Annotated in this window: 24 protein-coding genes; 3 read left to right on the top strand and 21 right to left on the bottom strand. The window is 34.0% G+C overall.

Annotation, left to right across the window (positions count from 1 at the left end):
- Positions 1-55: 55 nt before the first annotated feature.
- From ABD814_RS06805 to ABD814_RS06775, 7 genes are all read right to left on the bottom strand, one after another.
- Positions 56-979, bottom strand: coding sequence for a LysR family transcriptional regulator (locus tag ABD814_RS06805; RefSeq protein ID WP_344911596.1), 924 nt, complete (start codon positions 977-979; stop codon positions 56-58).
- 80 nt (positions 980-1,059) lie between these two features.
- Complete coding sequence (locus ABD814_RS06800; protein ID WP_344911594.1) at positions 1,060-1,572, bottom strand: ATP-binding protein; 513 nt, start codon at positions 1,570-1,572, stop codon at positions 1,060-1,062.
- 128 nt (positions 1,573-1,700) lie between these two features.
- Positions 1,701-3,440 carry a DUF2326 domain-containing protein gene (locus tag ABD814_RS06795; protein WP_344911593.1) on the bottom strand — a complete coding sequence of 580 codons (1,740 nt, stop codon included), beginning with the start codon at positions 3,438-3,440 and terminating at the stop codon, positions 1,701-1,703.
- Complete coding sequence (locus tag ABD814_RS06790; protein WP_344911591.1) at positions 3,431-3,673, bottom strand: ABC-three component system middle component 6; 243 nt, start codon at positions 3,671-3,673, stop codon at positions 3,431-3,433. The genes ABD814_RS06795 and ABD814_RS06790 overlap by 10 nt, the downstream gene beginning before the upstream one ends.
- Positions 3,670-4,581, bottom strand: coding sequence for an ABC-three component system protein (locus tag ABD814_RS06785; protein ID WP_344911589.1), 912 nt, complete (start codon positions 4,579-4,581; stop codon positions 3,670-3,672). The genes ABD814_RS06790 and ABD814_RS06785 overlap by 4 nt, the downstream gene beginning before the upstream one ends.
- A gap of 1,666 nt (positions 4,582-6,247) precedes the next feature.
- The gene (locus tag ABD814_RS06780) at positions 6,248-6,589 is read right to left on the bottom strand and encodes a hypothetical protein (protein WP_344911587.1); all 342 of its coding nucleotides are present in this window, start codon (positions 6,587-6,589) and stop codon (positions 6,248-6,250) included.
- A gap of 61 nt (positions 6,590-6,650) precedes the next feature.
- A complete protein-coding gene (locus ABD814_RS06775; protein WP_344911585.1) occupies positions 6,651-8,522 on the bottom strand; it encodes an ATP-binding protein in 1,872 nt (623 codons plus the stop codon).
- A 971-nt stretch (positions 8,523-9,493) separates the two neighbouring features.
- On the opposite strand from ABD814_RS06775, the gene ABD814_RS06770 reads away from it, so the two are divergent.
- The 3 genes from ABD814_RS06770 to ABD814_RS06760 all read left to right on the top strand — a co-directional run bounded on the left by ABD814_RS06770 (position 9,494) and on the right by ABD814_RS06760 (position 11,018).
- Positions 9,494-10,078, top strand: a complete 585-nt coding sequence (locus tag ABD814_RS06770) for a transposase (protein WP_344911583.1) — start codon at positions 9,494-9,496, stop codon at positions 10,076-10,078.
- A gap of 78 nt (positions 10,079-10,156) precedes the next feature.
- Positions 10,157-10,762, top strand: coding sequence for a Mu transposase domain-containing protein (locus ABD814_RS06765; protein ID WP_344911581.1), 606 nt, complete (start codon positions 10,157-10,159; stop codon positions 10,760-10,762).
- 133 nt (positions 10,763-10,895) lie between these two features.
- Entirely contained in the window at positions 10,896-11,018 is a 123-nt protein-coding gene (locus ABD814_RS06760; RefSeq protein ID WP_344911579.1) for a hypothetical protein, read from the top strand.
- A gap of 18 nt (positions 11,019-11,036) precedes the next feature.
- Here ABD814_RS06760 and ABD814_RS06755 read toward each other — a convergent pair whose 3' ends face one another.
- The 14 genes from ABD814_RS06755 to pseC all read right to left on the bottom strand — a co-directional run bounded on the left by ABD814_RS06755 (position 11,037) and on the right by pseC (position 23,763).
- A complete protein-coding gene (locus tag ABD814_RS06755; protein ID WP_344911577.1) occupies positions 11,037-11,243 on the bottom strand; it encodes a hypothetical protein in 207 nt (68 codons plus the stop codon).
- Positions 11,244-11,542: 299 nt separating this feature from the next.
- Positions 11,543-11,869, bottom strand: coding sequence for a hypothetical protein (locus tag ABD814_RS06750; RefSeq protein ID WP_344911575.1), 327 nt, complete (start codon positions 11,867-11,869; stop codon positions 11,543-11,545).
- A 39-nt stretch (positions 11,870-11,908) separates the two neighbouring features.
- The gene (locus ABD814_RS06745; protein ID WP_344911573.1) at positions 11,909-13,069 is read right to left on the bottom strand and encodes an AbiH family protein; all 1,161 of its coding nucleotides are present in this window, start codon (positions 13,067-13,069) and stop codon (positions 11,909-11,911) included.
- A 117-nt stretch (positions 13,070-13,186) separates the two neighbouring features.
- Positions 13,187-13,540, bottom strand: a complete 354-nt coding sequence (locus ABD814_RS06740; protein ID WP_344911571.1) for a hypothetical protein — start codon at positions 13,538-13,540, stop codon at positions 13,187-13,189.
- 50 nt (positions 13,541-13,590) lie between these two features.
- Positions 13,591-14,073: a TIR domain-containing protein gene (locus ABD814_RS06735; RefSeq protein WP_344911570.1), complete on the bottom strand. Its 483-nt coding sequence runs from the start codon at positions 14,071-14,073 to the stop codon at positions 13,591-13,593.
- Positions 14,074-14,075: 2 nt separating this feature from the next.
- A complete protein-coding gene (locus ABD814_RS06730; protein ID WP_344911569.1) occupies positions 14,076-15,512 on the bottom strand; it encodes an SIR2 family protein in 1,437 nt (478 codons plus the stop codon).
- A gap of 52 nt (positions 15,513-15,564) precedes the next feature.
- Positions 15,565-16,359 (bottom strand): hypothetical protein, encoded by a 795-nt coding sequence (locus tag ABD814_RS06725; protein WP_344911567.1) that lies wholly within the window; start codon positions 16,357-16,359, stop codon positions 15,565-15,567.
- Between the two features lie 519 nt (positions 16,360-16,878).
- Positions 16,879-17,790, bottom strand: coding sequence for a UTP--glucose-1-phosphate uridylyltransferase GalU (galU, locus tag ABD814_RS06720; RefSeq protein WP_344911565.1), 912 nt, complete (start codon positions 17,788-17,790; stop codon positions 16,879-16,881).
- A gap of 94 nt (positions 17,791-17,884) precedes the next feature.
- The gene (galE, locus tag ABD814_RS06715; protein ID WP_344911564.1) at positions 17,885-18,871 is read right to left on the bottom strand and encodes a UDP-glucose 4-epimerase GalE; all 987 of its coding nucleotides are present in this window, start codon (positions 18,869-18,871) and stop codon (positions 17,885-17,887) included.
- A 35-nt stretch (positions 18,872-18,906) separates the two neighbouring features.
- A complete protein-coding gene (gene pseI, locus ABD814_RS06710; RefSeq protein ID WP_425549064.1) occupies positions 18,907-19,956 on the bottom strand; it encodes a pseudaminic acid synthase in 1,050 nt (349 codons plus the stop codon).
- A gap of 11 nt (positions 19,957-19,967) precedes the next feature.
- On the bottom strand, positions 19,968-20,813 hold the full coding sequence (locus ABD814_RS06705) for a methionyl-tRNA formyltransferase (RefSeq protein WP_344911561.1): 846 nt from the start codon (positions 20,811-20,813) through the stop codon (positions 19,968-19,970).
- Between the two features lie 8 nt (positions 20,814-20,821).
- Complete coding sequence (locus ABD814_RS06700; RefSeq protein WP_344911560.1) at positions 20,822-21,808, bottom strand: PseG/SpsG family protein; 987 nt, start codon at positions 21,806-21,808, stop codon at positions 20,822-20,824.
- An 18-nt stretch (positions 21,809-21,826) separates the two neighbouring features.
- A complete protein-coding gene (locus ABD814_RS06695) occupies positions 21,827-22,558 on the bottom strand; it encodes a cytidylyltransferase domain-containing protein (RefSeq protein WP_344911559.1) in 732 nt (243 codons plus the stop codon).
- An 8-nt stretch (positions 22,559-22,566) separates the two neighbouring features.
- Entirely contained in the window at positions 22,567-23,763 is a 1,197-nt protein-coding gene (gene pseC, locus ABD814_RS06690; RefSeq protein WP_344911616.1) for a UDP-4-amino-4,6-dideoxy-N-acetyl-beta-L-altrosamine transaminase, read from the bottom strand.

Raw genomic sequence — 23,763 nt, 5'->3', positions numbered from 1 at the left:
TTGGGATTATTACTAAGACATAAAAAATATGCCTAGTTATAGCTTTTAACTATAACTAGACATTTAATTTGACATCGTATGCTTTAATGACATCAATTAGTTCTCTCACATACAGTTTTGCCTGTTGGGTAAGTTGAATATCTTTATGCGTGATGTAGCCTACTGTTATATCATCATCAACATCAAGTGGAACGGCGACGATATTATCACCATTTAAATCAGCACTCACAATACCTGTAGAGATCGTATAACCGTCTAAACCAATCATTAGATTAAAAATTGTTGCCCTGTCACCGACTTTAATATCCTTCTTCGCATACTCTGTACTCAGAATTTCCTCTGAGAAATAAAACGAATTAAACTCACCCTGTTCATATGAAAGCCTTGGATAGTCCTCTAAATCTTCCAATGTCACAAGTTCCTGCTGGCTCAGTGGATTCGTCGAACTAACAAATACATGCGGTTTAGCAGTAAAAAGCGGATGAAACAGCAAGTGATTTTCTTTCAGTAACTTATCGATGACTTCTTGATTAAAATTACTCTTATACAAAATCCCTAACTCACTCCGCAAATTTTTGACATCTTCAACAATCTCAAACGTCCGCGCTTCTCTCAATGTATACTCATATTCTAGTGCGTCAGTTTTTTTCACCATATTTACAAAAGCATTAACCGCAAAAGCATAATGTTGCGTTGAAATCGTACACAGTCTACGTGACGGTGTTTTATTCAACCAACGCCGCTCGAGTAAATCGTGTTGTTCAACCACTTGTCTCGCATAACCCAAAAACTCAGCACCATCAATCGTTAAGGTAATCCTACGAGGTGTACGAATCAATAATTCCAAACCGATTTCAGCTTCTAATTCTTTTAGCACTTTAGATAAGCTCGGCTGGGAAATAAATAAACTCTCCGCCGATTTATTAATTGACCCATGTTTGACCGTTTCGATAAAATATCTTAATTGTTGTAGTGTCATTGATTTACACACCTTTCTTAAAAATAGAGAGAATATCTCAATCAGCAAGATGATATGAATAATAGAACTAAAGCATATTTTTATTGTTCTATAAAGGGGGGCTCATTTCCATGAACTCTACTACACTTATTCACCTTTAAATGAATATCTTGAAGCAAGTTAATGCTCGTTAATATCGCTTCACCCTTGTTAAGCATTCTTATTTGTCCTATAGTATTTGGATCCAAGTGATTCTGTATCACTCTTATTTCTTCAGAATGAGTTAATCGATGTATTAAAAATGTTCCAACTTGGCCTAATAAAACATCTGATATATCTTTTGGGTTTTGAGTAGTTAAAAACAAAAAAATCCCCTTTTTGCGCCCTTCTCTCGCTATTGATGTGAGTCCTGTATAATAATCATTTTCTAGATTCGATGACTTCGTATATCTGTGGGCTTCATCAATAAACATAACAAAAGGATTAATTCCTTCTTTCTCGATCAAATAATTGCTAACTAAGTCAACAATCATTCCACCAATTACATCAGATGATCCAATTCTTGATGCATCGATATAAAGACTAGAGTTTTGAAATAGTAAAACATTCGGCAATACTCAGTTAAACCTGTTATAATCACCAGTAAAAATTCGCCGGCGTTATTGTGGCATTCACAATAATAAAAAGCAGCCCCGTAACTATGGGGCTATCTAAAACTTTAGTCTTATAGCCATATTTAAAATTAATTTTCTTCAATATCAACTTGAATACCAAGAAGTTTTTCGGATGGGTCTTCATCAGTTAGTGTTAATACTGTATTATCCTCAATAATACTTTTATATAATTCATCTCCTAATACACTTTTTATTTCGTTAAGTTGATTTTGATTGACACTAGCTATATATTGATGATCTGTATTTGAAAATTCCTCAAAGAGAACTTTCATCATCTCACCTTTTTGACGTTCGTCTATGCCATCAAACAAACGACTATCATGAAAAACAAAATTCACATTATGATTTTGCCCTTTAAATAATATTGTTAAATCATAACAGAATATTTTCACATTGTTAATACCATCTGAATTATCCGATTCTACTTTAGCCTCAATAATAAACCTTTCTTGATTATCACCACTATTATTTTCAATCTTTAACCCTGCTACACTATTTGGATAAAATCGTTTAACAAGACTCCGAAAGTAACGTCTTATTTCTTCAATTTCGGGCTTCATACTCTCTAAGTATTTATCTGTTACCTCTGACTGTTCAATTTGGACCTTTTCAATTTCACGAAGCTTTTCTTTATACTCTTTTTGTAGCGTTTGATATTTTTTTAAATTATCTCGTTTTGATTTTAAGTCAGATAATCTTTCACTCATTGTTACAAAAACATCTAAAGCCTCATGCTCTCCTAAATACTTCATCAGTTGATCAAATGATTTTTGCATTTTTTCTGCAGAGCTAGCTTTATCTTTTATTTCTGCTTTAATTTTATTTTTCTGTTCCAATAATCTTCTGTTCCGATTAGAAATCAGCTTTTCATAAAATGATTCTAAATCAGACAAAGTCTTTGTTACAGAATCAGAAAAATGAACATTTACTTCTCCATAAATCTTTTTAATATCTTCTAAATTACCCTCACTAGGTTTTATTTTTAAACTATTATCTATTGATCGGATTTGATTTTTCAATAAAATGATTTTATTGTTTAATTCAAACAACTCGTTCTCTACATTATCTGCTTCTTTTTGAACCATATGATAATCATCGGCTATTTTAAATTCCGCCAAATTCATCTCTAATTTTGCAATTTTATCATTAAGGTCATCAATGGTCAGCTCAACATCCTTTTGTCCAAAGAAAAAGTCCCGGAGTAATTCATCTTTCTTAAAATTCGTTTCAAAATCTTTAATTCGATTATACTCTTTTCTTAATTGTTGTTTTTCTTGTGCTAAGAATACGTCTAAGCCCAACAAAAAAGCATTATATATCATCTTTTGATATGATTGATGTGCACCCGAAGTATCATAAAAACTAACATAACTTTTTTTATTCGATCTAATAAAAGAAGGCAGTAAAGACCTAAAGCTTAAATAACTAACATCATCAGGTAAATTAAAACTTACTTCAGCCATCTTCTTATTAAATTTAGCTAGGGTTAAAGGTTCACCATCTAAAATGATTTTATTTGGATACTCAGTAGCTCGTTTAGCAACGTAATTTCTTCCTTGTGCTTCAAATTCTAATGTAAACTCCCAACCAGGTAGTTGATTACAAAACGTTTTATAACTTTTCTTACTAGCTCCGAGACAAAAGTGAATAATCTTAATTAATAAAGATTTCCCTACACCGTTATAAGTTCTACCAACCTCTTTATTCTCTGCATCTTTCTGTTTTGCAACTATGAAATTGAGACCACTTTTATTAAAATGAACTGTTTTAAAACTTGTTTTATTTGAGGATACCTTTATCAATTGCACTTGATCACACCCCCATTGCTTTCTTCAATTGCCCCAACAGAGTGAAGAAATACCAGAGTCAATAAAAAGTTGTCAAAAGTCTGTCTAACTGGATAGTTATTTGAGGAAAAATCCTTTTGATACTCATGCCATAATGAATCTATTGTTCTTTTGTAATCAATTTTTGTCAGGAGGTAGCTACCAAATCCTAGCAGGGATTGGGGATAGTGGGTATGTTTAGTTGGCATAATCATGCATTCTCCTCCTTTTTAGGTTCCTCAAAAATATCACAAGTCTCAAAATATTTTGCCATTATAATAATAACAGTATTTTGATATGACTGAGTCTGCTTTGGACTTAACTGCTCAACCATGGCCATAAAAAGCTGATCACCATTTTTGGTTGATTTTTCCTGCTGATACACTTCATTTACTCTAATCTTCAATTCATCTGCAACAAAGTGCCCGTTATTTGATAAATAAGTTTGTAAATTATGCAGCTGATAAGAAGCTGTGTTCAGAAAGTCCGCTATGATTTGGGACAACCCGTTAAACTGAATTTTCTCATCCCAATCAGGTAATACCAAATCGTCATCTAGTTTAGTTTGGATAGGGAGTTCCATTATATACGTAATCACTTCATTTAATGCTGAGTAATCTATATTTTTGATATTTGATGGATCTGGTGGTATTCCTACAATACTAATAATTTGGTCGTCTTTTAAAGTAAATAACATATTTTCAATATCCTTAGCCGTAATAATTCCTGCACTTTCTAAATGATGTTTATCTTTGATTTTCTGAATTTCAGGCATTAAATCTGGATGAATACCTTTGTACTTATCATTTAAAACAAAGTAAAAGCAATTTACCGGAGACCATTGCTGCATTAAACCATCAAAATCTGTTGCAAGCTTTTTTATTGACTGCATATATGCTTTTTCAATCTCTTCCGGCGCATAAACTTGATAGTATGTATTTGTTCTCTTTATATAGCCATCATTTTTTCTATCTCCGATATTCCCCCAAGGTTTAATCGATTGAAAGTCATTATCCACATAATTCATGATCGATACAAACAGATCCTCAAAAGATTGGCCATCAGATTTAAAAAGTTTGTTTTGCAACATCACTCTTAAAATACCTCTCTCCTGTAAATTCATATCGAAAGCCCCCTTATAAAATGATTGTGTAATACATTAACACCCATACCAATAGAGTTCTCTTTGGAAATAGAATGATTTTACGTATCTTTATTGAGTTGCTCTTTATTTAAATTTTCATGAAATTTACATCATTTTCCCAAGTTGCTATAATATAATATTCTTAATAATATTATAGAGTTAAAGTACAGATACATCAATCAATTGTGACAATTAGACATGAGTTGTTAAGTTTCTATGCCTCCTCAAACCAAGGTAGCCGCCATTTCATCTCTAACCACAGGAACAAGCGCCAATACACCTTCAACCTTAAACGTACGCGTTCCTTTCCTTAAATAACAATGAGCTCTAAATGAGTCCTCTGATAAACTAAGAGCTTTAACCCATCTTTTCGTTATCAATCCTTCAATATCCATGTAAATCATTATTAATTGTTGATTATATCTAATTGACTTTATAACAGTATTTAGTACACCTGTTCCCCTCCCTTTGAATCCATTATATAGAATACACGTTCGCATGTAAAGGTTGATTTGAGATTAATTTTTACTGTACTTTATAAAAATTATTCACTCTCTCTAGTTTGCAATGCAATAGAATGGGTGGACAATGAAAAAAGCAAAAAAGGTGATGATCAGTTGAAAAACTTGATATTTTAACGGCGGTCATAATCTCAATCATCATTATGATTTTATTTGGAATGACAATTATAGAGGTATTTTAAGAGAAAACTCGATATAAACTTCGATGATTGACTTCTATTAGAGGTTCTCAATAAGTAAATTTAGCATTTCGAGCCACAAACAGTGAAAAAATACCTAATAAAAATGACTGAAGCATTTCAATTAGGAGAGTCGAAAGTAAATAAGGATAAATTTTTATTGAGTAATTAAATAACCCTAGTTCTCAGGGGGTGAAAAACTGTTACAAGGGGGTATTTTGGGTGTCTTAAGAAATACGTAAAATATTAAACTTAACGCGAAAGACACTAGAAACAGACGCTTTAATTAAAAATAATGTAAAAATAGTCACTCGAACCTCTCTCTAAATCAGAATAATTTAGAGAGATGATCGAGTGGTTCAATATTCAATTGCCAATGTGGTTCACTTTTAAATTAACTCCGACCTTTGATCAAATTATCCACCGAAATGACTTTTACTCGTTATTAGCCTAAAAATCTTATCTATTAGAGTAATACCTTTGATTTTTGCTTGTTGGTCCATCTGGAATAAGTAGCCTTAACAAGCCTCATTTAATCAATGGTCGCATTATCTTTTGATTTAAATAACTCCTACTCTGAATATCCAGAAACTCTTGAGTTTCTTTTCTTGTTTTAGGCTCTTTACAAAATTCAGTAATTTTTACTGTAGTATCTTGGATTTCATCTTGTTCACTAATCTTTGGTGCCACCAACGGATTAATCGTCTTAAACACATCACTTTCGATAAATTTACGATCTGCATCTGAGTATATTTTGTTGTATTTATAAATATTTCTGACACCTAATCCAATCTCTTTAAAGAACTTCGCAATGGTTGGTCTCTTTGGATATGGAGAAAAACTCTTTGGATCAATTACATCATTTCTATGTGGTTTATTACTATCTTCAATATAGAATCTGCTTTTCTCAATAATAAATTTTGCTGAGAATGGATTTGAGAATTCTCAATAGATCAATAAGTTTGAAATGACCTCTCTAAAAATCTTATCTCTTAAACTTACGCGCTGATCACCTTCCAGATAAAATTTATCGTTAAGATGTTTTGCTGTAAATTGCATCAATCTTTCATAGCTTCTCATAAGGTTTGCACTAATGTCATCTCGGACGTCATAACGATTCAAGTTTTCTCGTCTAAGAAGAGCATCCGTTCTATGATGTGGAAGAGCTAAATGTATTAATTCTTCACTACCAAAAATCAGGATTCCCGCTAAAGTTATTTCCTCTTTTCCTGTATTTGGGTCAGCCAAATATAATCCCGCACTTTTTAGTCCTTCTAAATCGTCCATCGAAGCCCAAGGATGATTTGTCTTTTGTCTTACTGCTAATATTCTAACCTTTATGAAGCTGTTAGTTTATTTTTCTAGATATTTCATAAAACCAATTAGAAACTTCATCATAATAATTATTTTTATCTAGGTGTTTTTTAGTCACTTTTTTCGCTAATTCACCATTAATTCTATTTTTTGACTTACCTATTTTATCCTTCATTTTCTTTTCCTCTAGGTCTTCCCAAGAAGTAGCTGATTCACTAGACTTATGCGTTATTTGAGCTAAAAATCTTGGCACATCAAAGCTGGCCCAATCACAGGAATCCCTATCAAATGTTCCAGGATGTTCCTCTAAAAATAAATCTGGTGTGATATAGTTTTCAAGCTCTCTTAGTTGGGTTTCAAATGCGACACTATTATCACGAATTCTTATAGTATCTATCAAATGACTATACTTATTTGGTTGTTTAGAACCAATGTCACTGTCATAAATATGAATTTGAGCTAATTTTAATTTATCTAAATAGTTCTCATTCACCCAAAATTGAAGTGTACTACCTCCCATCGGAATAAATATTATCCGATCATCATTTAAATCTACAATTTCTTTCAACTCTGGTACTGCAGCATTAATATTTCTTAAAAAGAATACATCATTCTTTCCTTCTACACATACAGCAACTTTTACATTGGATAGGTTTTCTACATCAACATCTGGCAACACACCCAAATTAGAGGCGATTTTTTCTAACATCCCATCTCCATGTTCTTCAACTAACTTCTCTCCATTTTCATTTTGACTAACTAATCTAAGAGATTCAACAGGTAACATTTTAGCAATTGCAGGACTGTGTGTAGTTAGTATAACTTGATTAATATCTTCTGCTGCTAAATCCTTAAACGCATCAATTAGCATTATTTGATGATTTGGATGTTGGGAAGTTTCTGGCTCTTCAAATGCATATATTATATTTGGTACATTTCTTTCATTTCGTCGCCTTTCCGCTTCCGCTCTAAAAAAATTGAGTAAAATTAATCTTCTGACGCCACTCCCCCGTTTATTTAGCGCTATACCTTCATCACTGTTTATAGAAAATTTAAAAACACTATTCCAGGTAGGATCCTTAAACTCTGGTTTTAATTCCTTTGCAATCTCTGGATTCATTTCAGACAACTTTTCTAAGGTCTTTTCTGCTAGTAACTCCGACTCTTTTTTGACTTTATTAGAGACACCTTCTAAGACCGAAGAGATCTCATCATCTTGTAGTAGTTCCTTAATTAACAACTTCATTGGATCTTGAATTTCTCCATCTTGATCTTCATTTTTTCTATCTGATTGAAAAAGTTCATAAATTGGTAGATACTCTTTTAATTTAGTCCAAATCTGTTTTCCACCTTCATTATCGATAGATATTTTTTTCTGTACCAATGTTGGGTTAGAGATAGAGGAAAAAATCGCCTTCCTTATCAAAGAAGATGTTCTTCTATCCGACACTTCAATACCATGGTCATCAATAATCTTAAGCAAATCACTCTTCTTTTTTGAATGTAATTCATCACAAATTGGATTAGCAGGGTAATTAGTAATAAGTAGCGTCTTTTTTAATGAACCATTAATATAGACCTTGTGTATTTCTAGCTCACCATTTTCATTTAGTAAATATTCATCTTTTAAGGAAGTTGTCACACTAGTATCAACTATTAATTCTTCTGGAAACGTAGAAAAACAAACACCTATAATGATTTCATTCGAATCAGCATTTATATTGGTATCCGTCTTGTCAATTTTCACTACACCCTTATTCTCATTAAAAAATATATCTAATGCTTCCAATACTGTAGATTTCCCTGAATCATTTTGACCAATAAACCCGGTTAATTTGCCTAGTGTGATCCTCGTACTAGATTTATACCCCCTAAAGTTTTTTAGAATAACCTCTTTTAATATCATCAAAAACCCTCCCAATTACATATATTTTTAAAACAGTACTTCTGTAGCGATGATTTCAATAATCATTTTAATATACATATAATTATTTTATGCAGAATAGGTAATGTAACGGTTTCTATTTGATTACCGTCATGAAGATGTTCCATTTATGTCATATTTCTGTCCATTTTAGTACACAATTTTTGATCTAGAGCTCCCAAGTAAGAACCAGTATATTTAATCAAGAATATAGCAATAATCCCACTATCATTAATCTTGGAAGTATACGTGTATGGTTTTTGTGACAGACAGTGAAAAACAATCTTCATAGTTCCATCTACAACATTAACAATCACAGAGAATTCTTTCTAAGTTTCACTCGGTGATGCTCCTTGATCTTTCTACAATAAAAATAGTACTATGGTTATGAGCATCTAAAGTTTTAGTTAAAATAGTGCTATTTTCTAGCGAGTGGATCATCTTTTTTATGAATGATGCAATAAGAAAGTTGTAATGTCTCTTTCTTTAATTCTCAGTGTTTGTTAATTGAAGTATTTATCAATTTGATTTTATTAAGTCTACAAATAATTCTGATAGTAACAATACTTTGTGATTTGTTATTTAGGTACATCATAACAGAGTTATACCGCAAATGTTGTCGAACATTGTCGGCAATACAAAAAATAAGTATAATTTGTGAGAATAAAAGTAAGCGTCAAATAATACACACGTATCTAGGCACTTTCCTTTATGAGATAATTATTTTAGATTAAATTATGAGGAAGGCCCATATGTCAGAAAAATACTTAATATTGATTATTGCATTTGATTTGTACCAACCTTGCGGTTCTTTTTACCATTAATTGCGGACGAGTTTACCACTTTTTGCGGAAGAATGTACCACTAATAATATAGCTTCTATATATTTAATGGGCACGCTATCGATAATTGTCGTATTCAAGCGTGACATTAAATGTATAGGAGGTTTTTTTATGTTTCCGTATCAGAAGATACTGAAGCTGCACAGTGAAGGCGTGTCGTTAAGAAGTATTGCTTCCATTACACAACACTCACGTCAGAAAGTAACGGAAGTAATCAATCTTGCAGAAAAGAAAGGAGTAAAGCTTCCTTTTGAGGAAGGTATAAACGATTCTTGGTTAGAAGATTTTCTCTATCCAGAGAAGAAACAAGAAAGTAGTGGTCGCCATATGATGGACTTTGATAAAGTCCATGACGAGTTGGCAAAGCCCAACGTAACATTGACTTTATTGCATGATGAGTATGTGAGGGAGGCGAAAAGTGTAGGAAGAATCCCATACGCTTATCTCACTTTCGCAGAGCATTATCATGATTATGCCTTAAAGTATAAAGCAACAATGCGTATTAGAAGAAAGCCTGGTGAAATTCTCGAGGTAGATTGGGCGGCAAAACAATGTCGGTTATTGACTCGGATACAGGGGAAAACAAAAGGTTTATATTTTTATCGCAACGCTTCCCTGTTCTCAATTATTTTATGTAGAAGGCTCTTATCGAATGGACTTGCCTTCATGGATACGGCTTCATCAGCATACCTTTGATCATTTAGGTGGAGCACCACAAATTCTTGTGCCTGATAATTTAAGGACAGGCGTTACAAAACATACAATAAAGAAATAGTGTTAAATAAAACGTATGCAGAAATGGCAGAGCATTATCAATCTATCATTATGCCAGCTCGCGTCCGCTCACCCAAAGACAAAGCTAAAGTAGAAGGATCCGTAAATATTGTAACGACGTGGATTAGCCAAGCATTAAGACATACAAAATTCTTTTCAATAGAGGAACTTAATGAGGAAATATGGAGAAAGTTAGAGACATTAAATCATAGACCTTTTCAAAACAGAAAAGGATCAAGGTGGGCAGCATTTTTGGAAGAAGAGAAATTTGCCCTTTCCCCTCTCCCGGAGATGCCTTATAGACTGTCTGAATGGCGTACCGCCAAAGTACGATCTGATTATCATGTCTCTATCAACAGTATGTTTTATTCTGTACCCTATGAATTAATTGGTAAAGACGTTGATGTAAAAGTATCAGACAGTATAATTGAGATCTATTTCAATCATATGAGAGTTGCCTCTCATCAAACATTATATGGGAAGTTCGGCCAGTTCGCCACACTAAAAGAGCATATGCCACCAAATCATCGTTTATATTTAGAACAAACGTCTGAAGAAGCTCTAAAGTGGGCATCAAACATTGGTGAAAGTACTCAAGCTGTTTAATGCATAATAAAAGTTGAGAGTATTGCAATCAAAATGTGAGAAGGTTGCACAATAAAAATAGGCTTGCCAACCCCTTAAAAATATCCTACCGTTAATGGTGTCTAATCAATTAATGGTGGGAGGAAATGAAAGGATGCTAGCAATGCCTGAAATCAATCATATCAAAAATTTAAGAAATAATAAATCATTGTCTATCAATGAAATTTCAAAACGTACTGGTTTTTGTTGGACCACTGTGAATATTGCTGAAAAATAGCTCCACTTCTACGGACTTTTACTCCAACATTTGTGGACGAAAGTTCCGCACTAATGGACGAATTGTAATGCCGTATTCAGTCAGTTCACCAATATCAGCATACCCCTCTTTAACATCACCTGGTTGCATTGGTAAGAATTCATTCTTAGCTTTGATACCTAAATGCTCTTCGATCGTTTGTGTGAAGTCCATTAGCGATTTAATTAACTCATCCAAACATCTCAATGTAGTTTCCTAATGAGTATAATCCACATACCTAAAACCTTTTTTCATGAAAAATTCCCTTACCCAATTACTAATCAATTTTTCATTTTACTTTCTTACAAAGTTCCCGCACCTCACCTGTCTCGCCAGATAATCAATAGACTCGACCTGTTCACGACTTCTTATTTTATTTACCGTTGTTCACTGTACCATTTACAGTGTTTCAGTGGAAACGTAGTAGTTCAGTCAAAATCACTTTAACGTGATTGAGTAAGCGTCAAATAATCCCCACCTATTTTTAGATGGGGATTATTTGACGCTTACGAATATGCTACAGTTACCTTACCTCTACTTGCACAACTTAGAGATTCGTAAATGAAAAAGCAAAAGTCTTTTAACAAGCTGAAAAAGGTATGATTCTTAAACATCTGTAGAGAAGTATCATGATGGTTATTTCTATCCATCCACTCAAACATATCCTCTGCCTTTTCAAAATCATGAATTATTTCCTCTGAATCAAACTTTATTTCAAAATCAGAGAGCCTAAGCTTATCAGCCTTTCTTAGCATATCGCCAAGAACATCATAAACAAATAATAAATAATCACGTTTCTCCCAATACTCTATTGGTAGCTTTTCATACTTCAAATTATAAACACCTCCAAATACAAGAAGTCTCTCTATCCTTTATGTAATAAATAATGTAATCTGTTCAGCTTCTATTCCCATAGCTCCCGAAAAAACCTTAATACTTTCTATATTGCGTGGACTATGACAGCTAAAATACCATTCAACATCCTGCTTCTTTTGATTCACACTAATTATCTCTTTAAAGTAATCCCAGTCCACAGGAGAAAGAGAATGGCCAATTACGATTATCTGACTTACATTTGAAAGCTCATCAAAGAATTCTTGATGACCCTTTATAATATCCTTGGAGTATTTAGTAGTTTCATCATCATACCATGAAAGGTTTCGGGCTGCGGTTTCTACCGCTGCTTCTATCATATATCGTTTGTAACCACTCTTATGCTTTGGTAATCTATAGTCACCAACTGAACCAGTGTCTCCTGCGCCAGGAACATGGCCAAGTATCAATTTCTCTTTTTGTTGATATTTTACTTTTCTTCTGCAACCATGGATATAACAGATATTCTCTTTGTCTACTCCGTAGAGATCTTCAATAAACTCAGTATAATTAAAGTTCAGTGTTTTAGAATTTGTTATAACGTCAATAAGCGGTCTAAAGGACAGATCTGGCACTTTCAAAGACTCAACCCACATTCTAAATCTCCGAGGCAAGTCCTGGGTTATTGTCTGTGACGGTCCGGTAGCTGTATCAACAGCTGCAAAGAAATCTGCTGCCTGGGCATCAGGATTATAGGCATCGAAATCGTCAAGCCACATATCAACAACACCAAACATGGCATCTCTATCAATATGAGCAAGAGCATCCTCAAAATCAGCCCATAAATCTTCAACATTCAGATAGGTTTCAAGAGCAAAACGTAATGAATTATTTCCCAATGTATCTCTGAAACTGTAATAGCTGGACTTAACACCGTGCATTAGATCGAATCCATTTCCTATTATGTAAAGTGAAGTATCAGGATCATTCTTGGGTAAATTCGATTTCTTGATGTACTTATAAGGTGAAGCTGCAAGAGCTTTTTCAAATGCAGCTTTCGATTCCTCTTCCTTATACCTGGCCTTCTTTTTATCTCGGCAAGGCTTACATCGCTTGGGCATATGGAGACCTTTACTTAGGTAGAAATCTTTTTCTCCTTCTGTAAAAAAATCAGCCCCACAATCTATGCACTTCAATAAATAGTCTGTTTTCTCTGCCACGACTTCACCTCTTTACGTGATACTGGTATTCATGAATAAGCGGACATGTTTACTCAAATTCAAAATTGGAACTATATGATGATTTCCAGATAATATCCGACAGATACAAAAATTGTATCACTTAACTACCTTCCTAAAATCCAGGATAATTTTCTTTATTGCCTCTTCACCATTTGGAAATCCAATATCTATATGTGTCCCTTCAATTATTTTTTCTGATGTCTCAAAAAAAAGAAGTTCATCAATGCTGAAATCAGAGTAAAATGAATTGTCTTCAATAAATTTCTCAATCTCACTTCTGTGGTTTGCATCAGCTGTTGAAAATTGATAAGCTAAGGCTGCGATGATCGCAGTGAACGGTTGAGATCTAATAAAGTCAGAATTAGCAACGCCACCAAATCCAAATCTTTCACATGAAAAAACTTCTCTAATAATATGTTCAATCTCAATTGCATAACTTTGGCCATTCATTATAATAATTCCTCCTTCTTAACCATACGAATTCTCAGTAGTAAATGACTCTATAACCCTGCAAGTTCTGCAGCTTCGTCAATCCAACTTGCTAAGTGATTGTATCCTTTAACTGATGACCAAGTGTAAGTTTTGAAATAATTTGATGCTATTCTAGTTCGTCCATTGACCGTTATAGTGAAATTATCTAATGGATTTCTTCCCTTTTCATCAGTTTCACCAAGGACATTTTTCACATTATGAATATAAATTCCAAGTAACCCATTTCCTCTTTCTATGCTCTTTTCAATTTCGTATTTAACATATTTTCTATCCGCAGTTTCTTTTCCAATTAAAACAACTGTAACTGATGTCCCTTTTAGCTGCTCGTCAATCCAATTCTTAATTGCTTGATCACCCTTCTTTTTGACTTCCTCCCATTTAGCCTTATCAATATAGCCATTTATAGGTTGTGTTAAGTTTGAATTTCTTACTTGTCCGGCTCTCCATGAGTCGCGTTCAAAATGAAAACTAAAAAATGCTTTTCGTGCCATAGTTAAACCCCTTTCATCATTGTAATTATTTTTGATATTTCCGCAAAAATTTTATCTGCTTCTTTTTCTTCTTTCAATATTTCAATTGAGTCTCTTAAATAATCATACTCATCGATATTAGAATTCACATAATCCCATATTTCTTTTGCCATAAAACCAGTTGAACCAATAGGAATTATCACTTTATTCATCTCTTTAGCCAGTTTAAATTCTTCATAAACTCCATTGGCGTTGACGATTTTCCCGCTCTCTTCGTCCAATTTGTTCCCAAATACAAAAATTGCAACACCACAATCATTAACTAAACTTTTTCTATATTTCTCTGAAATTTCATTAGTTTGCTTTTCCTTTAAACTCAAGAAAGGAAACGGTCGTGGAATCAAGTACTCACCAACATGACCATATTTATTTTCGAATATCTCTTCTATTGCTCCAGAAATTACATAGCTGCCAATCCCTTTGCCAAACCCAGTAATGATTTTAAAGTCTCGTTTGATTAGTTGTCGAGTAAGATTATATATGAACTGACTAGCCTCTTCAGTACTCATATCCCCATAAGTTTCAGCACTACCAGAAATCAATATTTTCTTTAGCTTGTGTTTAAATAGAATTCTCTTTAATGCTTCTGTAATATCTTCGTACTCTTTGACCATCACTGCAGAGATTCCATATCTACCCAAATCTTGAACGCGCAATTCCTGTTTTGTCTTGTCATAAATATAATCTTCTTTATTATCATATTCTTTTTCGTTGACCTCTCGAATAAAACAATAATGTGGTCTAGTATGTTCTTCACCTAATAAAATTCTAATCCTACTTAAAATATACATTAGATTTGGATCTTCAAAGCTAAATCCAATAAATAGAAATGTTTTAGAAACCAAATCACCTTGAAGGCTTGTTGTAAAAAGTTGTCTTTTTTCATTGTAAGCTTCATAGTCGTCTCGAATAATTACAGCCTCATGAGATAACGATACATCCCCATGCATTTTATAAACTATAGCATCTCTTCCTGGTAAAGTTATCGACAAGTTCTCAACTGTTCTTTTTACATCAACCTTCTTGTTAGCCCAATCTCTCAGAGTATCCTCTATAAGAGTGTCATAGTTAGTAGTCCAATAAACCTTAATTGGCAGTGTCGAAAGTATCTTCAAATTTTCATTATTTTTTGCATCCTTCGTGAATTCGGATACGATTTTACTGGAAATTGATGTTCGATTTTTACCTTTGGCATTATAATAATATTGAGCAAGTCCGACTAAATCATTTTCTTTCTCAACTTCTAATCCTACATCGTCAGCAAACTCTCTTAACAGTTCCTTCCAATCAACATATCCTGATGCTCTTGATAAGCCAGCTCCTGCAAATAGCCCTGCGCTTTCTTCTTGTAAAGCCTTAAGATATTCTCTCTCAAACTCCTTCATACTTGCTACGCTCAATATATTTCACCTCCCACTCAACTTTTCTAATAACTTTTCCGCAACAATTGAGTCAATTAGTAATAGTAAAGATCCCCTTCAAATAATAAAGTTGATCTAGTTGATCTAGTGGTTCAACGTTGTTTGTGATCATTCTTGTCATTCTCCATTCTATCAAGTCTTTCTTATTTAGATCGATCAAATGATCCGTACTTATATTGTATCTTATAATTAGCTCAGCAGACTCAAACATAGCTTTTTTCTCCATAATACCTTTTCTATATCTAGATAGCTCCTGTTTACGGATCACTTCAGATGTGAATAATTCTGAATAAATCCATGGCGAAAATGTTGTATTTTGTACTGTATCCGTTATCGACACTGATTCTGGTGTATTCAGGAAGAATAAGCATTCAGTTTTATCAATCATTTTATTTAAAGCTACTGATAACATCATGTGGACATGGCTTGTGGAGTAGTTTCTTTTTTCATATGAATAGAATTTACTTTCAGAGCTATTGTTTACGCAGTACTTGTCATCTATCTTTCTAAGCAAATTATCAGCAAATCCCCACACATTTGAATCCACAAACGCTTTCAACTTGAAGCTCTTGTAAAGCCAACCAACTAAGCAATATGTAAGGCGCAAGTCCTTATGTGAATGAGAAATAAATATATCTGCTTTTATCTGCGGGAACCATTCTTCTTGTAAAGAAGATCCATCAATTACACCATCAATAATAAATGCTTCTAGGTCTTCTTCAATGCTTTTTTTGTTCTTTTCATCAATTGATTTGCCCAAAAAATAATACTCATCTTTATCCAACATCTCAGACAAATCAATCTTTAAATTAAATCCTGCGAACATACCAACAATCACTCCTTTGTAATAGTAGCAACACCAAACCCACCCATTAATACAATATTCTGACCCCTTCATTTATAAATAAAACGGGCAAAGCTATCTAACTTACTCTCTTCATGCCCGTTTTCTTTGATGTGTTATGTCTGTATTATTCTGTTAAGTCAATATTGATCCGTTGTCAGTTCTCTTTCACTGCTAATCTGAAAAGTTACCATCACTGCTTATCTGTGATGTTTACCATTACAGCACATCTAGGTGTTACCCTCACTACCGATCTTGATACCAGCCTATTTGCCTATCTGTTTATTCTGTATAGCTGCTCATCTCTCCATCACCCTAATCAACTTGTTAACTTGTCCGTGCCCGGCACCTCTCAAATCTAAGCTTTAGTTGATGTAACCCTTATTACTTCTAACGCCCCATATACGATTCCCAAAATTTACTTATGTGGTTGAAAAGTCTCTTGGGGAGTTGTGGGGGAGTTTGGGTTGTGGAATGACCCATAATACCAAATCATGATGTCTATTCTCCCCCAGCAGCAACCTCACCCAAAGATCCAACTTCCTTCTCAACTACCTTCACTAAATAAGATAAGAATTCTTCTCTCAAATCACTTCTTCTAAGAGCTGTCTCCACAGTAGCTTCAAGGAATCCCTGCTTGTTTCCTACATCGTATCTTTTGCCGATGAAGTCATAAGCATACATATCTTCTTGAAGTGCCAGCTCTTTTAAAGCATCCGTCAATTGAATTTCTCCACCTTTGCCTGGCTTGGTTTCAGCTAGAATATCAAAGATACCTGGATTGATGATATATCTTCCTAATATTGCAACATTCGATGGCACTTCATCTACAGCAGGCTTCTCAACTAAGCCCTTCACGGTATAGACTCTATCCGATACACGCTCTCCATCAACAATGCCGTATTTACATACATCTTCATCTTTAACAGTTTGAACGCCTAACACTGAAGTTTGATACTCATCATAAACTTCAATCATCTGCTGCAGGCAAGGCTTCCCATCTCCATTTTCAACAATATCATCACCAAGCATAACGGCAAATGGCTCGTTGCCTACAAAAGTCTTTGCACAGTAGATGGCGTGCCCTAATCCTTTGGCTTCTTTTTGTCTTATATAATGTATATCGACAAGATCTGTAATATCTCTAACTACTTTCAATAATTCTTCATTGGCCTTTTTCTCAAGTTCCAGTTCTAATTCAACATTTTTATCAAAGTGGTCCTCGATTGCTCTCTTGCTTTTCCCTGTAATGATAAGTATCTCTTCAATTCCACTATCAATTGCTTCTTGTATAATATATTGAATTGTAGGTGTATCTACAATTGGTAACATTTCCTTTGGCATAGCCTTTGTAGCTGGTAAAAATCTCGTTCCAAGGCCAGCTGCTGGTATGACTGCTTTGCGTACTTTCATGTGATGTTAAGACCTCCCCCTATTTAGTATTTGGGCTGTGTTGATAGCCCTTCTATGTTGAAATAGCCCTAAACAGTGTTAGGGCTTTATATATCTACTTCTCATATCCGTTAGGATTACTCTTATGCCATCTCCAGGCATCTTCAATAATCTTCTCAAGCCAATCAAACTCTGGTTTCCATCCTAATACGCTCTTTGCTTTTTCAGATGAAGCTATCAGAGTTGCTGGATCGCCTGCACGTCTCTCTTTCACTTCTGCTGGAATTGGATGACCAGTTACTTTTCTTGTAGTCTCTATTACTTCTCTAACTGAATAACCATTGCCGTTTCCAAGGTTAAATATATCACTATCATTTCCCTTCCTCAGATACTCAAGTGCTTTATAATGAGCTGAAGCAAGGTCCATAACATGGATATAATCTCTTACGCATGTTCCATCTTCAGTTGGATAGTCATCTCCAAACATGTAAATCTTATCACGTTTTCCAAGTGGTACTTGAAGAATAAGTGGAATAAGGTGTGTCTCTGGATGATGGTCTTCTCCTATCTCACCTGTCTCATAAGCTCCTGCAGCATTGAAATATCTTAGGGATACATACTTTGTTCCATAAGCCTGGTCAAACCACTTCATCATTTTTTCCATAGCAAGTTTGGTCTCGCCATAGGCGTTAGTCGGGCTTGTCTCATCTGCTTCCATGATTGGGATGCTCTTCGGCTCACCATATGTAGCTGCTGTTGATGAAAATACGATCTTATTTACATTATTCTCTTTCATTACATCAAGAAGACAAAGCATTCCAAAGACATTGTTATGGTAATATTCATATGGCTTTTCCATGCTCTCTCCAACTAGAGAGTTCGCGGCAAAGTGAATAACTGCTTCGATATTATGAGTCTTGAAAACCTCGTCTAATTGATCTTTATCTCTAATATCAATCCTATACAAATGGTCCACAATAATAGAAGCATCATGGCCACTTTGCAGATTATCTACAACGATGATTTCTTCATTTTGTTTTTGAAAATATTTTACCGTATGGCAGCCTATGTAGCCAGCTCCTCCGGTTATTAGTATTGGCATTTTAATTGGTCACCTCCCCCAAAACTCATGGTTGATTATTTCACTTTGTCCCAGCTTAATGGTGTTCCTCGCGCTATATCAGTAGTTGCTTTTCGATTAATTATTTCACTAAAGTACTTTGGAGCGAGTCCATTGCTAGGTCGTATAGATCTAACATTTTCTTCAGTAAATGCCTCTCCTGCTTTAATATCTTTTACAACAAATAATGATCTACCCAATATTCGACTATTCTTTTTCTTTTCGTTCATACTATAATCAACTTTACCTAGAGCCATTTCAGCATCTCTTACAGAATCGACCATTTGTTTAAATTCAAGTGGTTCAAGCGAAAAACTCGAATCGGGTCCTCCAATTGATTTGTCTAATATGAAATGCTTCTCTATCACTTTTGCACCCAAAGCAATTGACACGACTGGAACTGTAATTCCAAGAGTATGATCTGATAATCCTACCTCTACTCCAAATGTATCTTTCATGTTTGGAATTGTATTAAGGTTTACATCTTCAATTTTCGCAGGATATGCCGATGTACACTTTAATAAAATAATCTGATTATTTCCCATACGTTTACATGCATCCACTGCTTGTTCAATATCACTTAAGGAAGCAACCCCTGTAGACATAATCATTGGCTTACCCTTTGATGCAATATATTCAATCAATGGAATATCCATAATCTCAAAAGAAGCTACTTTATATACTGGAACTTCTAACTCTTCCAAAAAATCGACTGCAGTCTTATCAAATGGAGTTGAAAAGAAGATAAGTCCTATGCTCCTCGCATACTCCATCAATTCTCTTTGCCACTCCCAAGGAGTATAAGCCTCACTATATAAATCATAAAGCGTACGGCCATCCCAGATGGTACCACTATCTAGTTTGAAATATTCATTATCACAGTCAATGGTTAGAGTATCTGCTGTATATGTCTGCACTTTAATAGCGTCAGCACCTGATTCTTTAGCTGCTTTTATTGTTTTTTTAGCGATATTGATGTCATGTCCATGATTAGCTGATAATTCAGCTATAATAAACGTCTTGCTGTTATTATCAATTGTAAAATCTCCAATTGTTATCGACATAATTTTCCTCCATTCTAATCTATGACTCTGTAATCTTCAATCCTAAGTGTTTGATCTTCACACCGAACATAGTAACGATTATCCATCTCTATTATCACACCGATTTCCGTATTGAAATCATTTATTTCATGTATAGCAATTCTATTGATAATAATTTTTCTGCCATCCAGTAAATAATAATATGCTCCGGGATAAGGTTCGGCTTGAGCCCTAACAAAATCAATAACTTCACTTGCCTTCTTTCTAAAATCAATATAACCCATGTCAGGAGTTCGCTTCCCATAATAACTTGCAAATTTATCATCTTGCTTAGTAAGGTCACTTCCATTAATTAGTTTTTCTATTGAATCAATCAGAAGTGTGGGATATTCTGACTCAAATTTCTTTAATAGAGAATATCCAGTATCCTTGAGTTCAATTGGAATCACTTTTTGCGATATTATATCACCTGTATCTACCGATTCTTCAATCAAATGACATGTGATTCCACTTTCAGTTTCACCGTTTATTATGCTCCAGACATGAGGTGTACGGCCTCTATATTTGGGCAGTAAAGATCCATGAATATTGAGCGCAAAATCAGCTAAAGTAAATATTTCTTTTGGAATTATGTACCTATAATTAACACTGATTAGAAAGTCAGGACTTATACTTTTAATTTGCTCAGTTAAGTCTCTCAGATTTTTTCTTGCATCTACATAACTGTATTCTATTCCTGCGCTTTGTGCAAATGTATCTACACTATTGACCTCATTTTCTCTATGGGTCATGACATATTTAATTTGATACCCATTTTCAAGTATTGCTTTCATGCAGTCTCTGCCGAGTTTCCCAAAACCACAGAATATAACTTTCTTCATTTTTTCACCTACAAATCTTCCAATAGTTTATCAATGATTCTTTTTGCTCCGTATCCATCTATAAGACCTTCATAAGGTTTGTTTTGTTCTTGTCTATATCCACTCGCATCATAGATATCCAAAGCGTTGAATATGCCTTCTACTAAATTGTTATTATCATATTTTAGAACAATCTGATTCGAATTGTATTTTAATAATGATCTGATATTATTTTCTTGATTCTCAATAATTTGAATCGGAATAAACGGTGTTTGTGTAGCCAATAATTCATAAATTGTTTGACCAGCAGCTGTAATAGCCAAATCACAGCTCATCATTAATTCAAACATTTCAGTTGCATCAATATTATAGTGTATGGCAACATTCTTAAACCCTAAATATTGATCATAAAGTTCATGTGTCTCTTTTGAACCAATCACAATATCAAATACAATATCTTTTAGATTCTTACAGACATTATTAATAAGAAGAGGTGTTAATTTCCTGATATCAGTCCCGCCCATTGTAATAAGAATTCTATTTAGGCCATTAAAAGCAGTTTCTCTTTTTATACCTACAAAAGGTGGCCTTACAATGACATAATCTGGACCTGTTAAAAGAATGCTATTCGGGGAATTTGAATAATCAATACTGGTTGAATCCAAAGAAGGGTTCACAATGATTCCCTCGGGATAATCTAATCTACCAATATCGTCAATGAACATTGCTTTGCTTGAAAGTTTGACGATAGAATCATAGACTGCTTTTTCTGCCTTGTATGAATCAATGATAACATAATCATCTGAAGTTATATAATTATGCAAAAATTCTCCTTGAAGCCAGTTTTCATTCTTAAATGTTATTCCATGTAAAAAATCAATACTGCTCACATCGCCATTAATTATAAAATCAATTGAAATATCTCTCCTTGAAACTTCAGCATAAAGTGACATACATCTCGAGATATGTCCTAATCCTATATTCTTTCCACCTTCAGTTAAAATTTTAACTTTCATCGATATCAATCCTATTTCCTAGATTTTTTTCTGCTCAATGTGAGCATTTATTTCATAAAGTTCTGGCATCTTCTCAAATAATCTGACGATATCACTTAAATAAAAATCATGGGTTCCATGATATAAATGCTTATATACTTCTGAAATAAGTTCAAAATCTTCATCTGTATCTAATGTCCACCTATACTTCGAGTAATCTACACTATTCTTATAATAATAATTACTATCAGAAGTCTCATAAATATATGGAGTAACATGCTCTCTTTGGTATTTCTCTTTTGCATTATTAAATGCATTCTCTAAAACTTCAAAAGAAAAAATTTCTGTATCAAGCCCTCTAGGATATGTTCTATTTGATAAATCAGAACCAGCATTTGAAGCAATATCATAATTGTTTTCTAGATAGAACTTGACAATCTCATCTAGTACTACCGAATCAATAAGGGGACAATCTGATGTAATGCGAACAACTACGTCAAGATTATTCTCTTTTGCAGCATAATAGTATCTTGATAGGACATCATCATCACTTCCTCTAAAAGCTTTTACGCCACATCTTAAAGCCTCAGATTCTATCACTGCATCTCGCTCATGAGTTGTTGTTGCAATTATGATTTCATCAATCAATTTAGACTGTCTAACTCTTTCTATGACGTGTTCTAAAACTGTTTTCCCTTGAAGGTTTTTCATAACCTTTTCGGGTAGTCTGGTTGAGCCCATTCTTGCTTGAATTATTGCACCTATTTTCATATTCTTACCTACTTTCGGTAATAATCTATTACTTTTTTCACTGCTACCACAACATCATTCACATCTTCATTAGACATGCTTGGGAATAGTGGTAAAGTGATCATGTTTTCATACAGTTCTTCTGCATTAGGGCATATGCCTTTTGCATAGCCTAAATCTCTATAATAAGGATGAAGATATACTGGAAGGTAATGAACATTAACACCAATATTCTCCGCTTGTAAAGCTTCAAAGATTTCTTTACGTGTTACAGTTAATAACTCAGGCTTAACTTTAATCACATAAATGTGCCAACCTGAATTAGAAAACTCAGCTTCAAAAGGTGTCTTAATTTCTTTTAAGTCCTTAAAGGCGTCATTATACTGTTTGACTATCTCTCTTCTTCGAGTGATAAACTCGTCAATTTTATTCATTTGACTTGTTCCAAGTGCACTTTGAACATCAGTCAATCGATAATTGTATCCAAGGTGTTGTTGCTCATAATACCAAGGACCATGATTTTCATTTAAGATTTCTTGATCTCGTGTGATTCCATGTGTTCTAAAAATCATCATCTTCTTGTATAAATGTTCACTATTTGTAGTTACAATTCCACCTTCAGCAGTTGTGATTGGTTTCACAGGATGAAAACTGAACTCAACCATATCCGCTTGACTGCCAACTTTTCTTCCCTTATATTCGCTACCTAATGCATGGGCAGCATCTTCTATGATAATTAAATCGTGTTTATCTGCAATTTCTTTAATTCTGTCCATATCAACAGATTGGCCTGAAAAATCTACCGGAATAATTGCTTTGGTCTTATCTGTGATTTTCTCTTCAATTCTATCTGGATCAATGTTATAAGTCACTGGATCAATATCTGCGAAAACGGGAGTTCCGCCACAGTAAAGTACAGTATTGGCCGAAGCTGCAAACGTCATAGGACTGACTATGACTTCGTCACCTTCTTTTATTCCAGCTGCAAAACAAGCCATATGAAGAGCAGCAGTACCGTTTGAAACTGCAACAGCATACTTAGCCCCTACATAGTTAGCTACCTTATCTTCAAATTCCTTTACGAATGGGCCAGTGGTTAGATAATCACCTTTTAACACATCAACAACTGCTTGTATATCTGATTCATCTACAGTTTGTTTACCATATGACAAATAGGTATTTCTTGTCGGTTTGCCGCCTAATATAGCAAGTTTATTCACAATTAT

Origin of the sequence: Amphibacillus indicireducens (genome assembly GCF_039539605.1) — a bacterium.
Classification (GTDB): Bacteria; Bacillota; Bacilli; order Bacillales; family Amphibacillaceae; genus Amphibacillus; species Amphibacillus indicireducens.
Note: the sequence above shows the minus strand (reverse complement) of the source record. Positions and strands in the feature narration are given on the sequence as shown.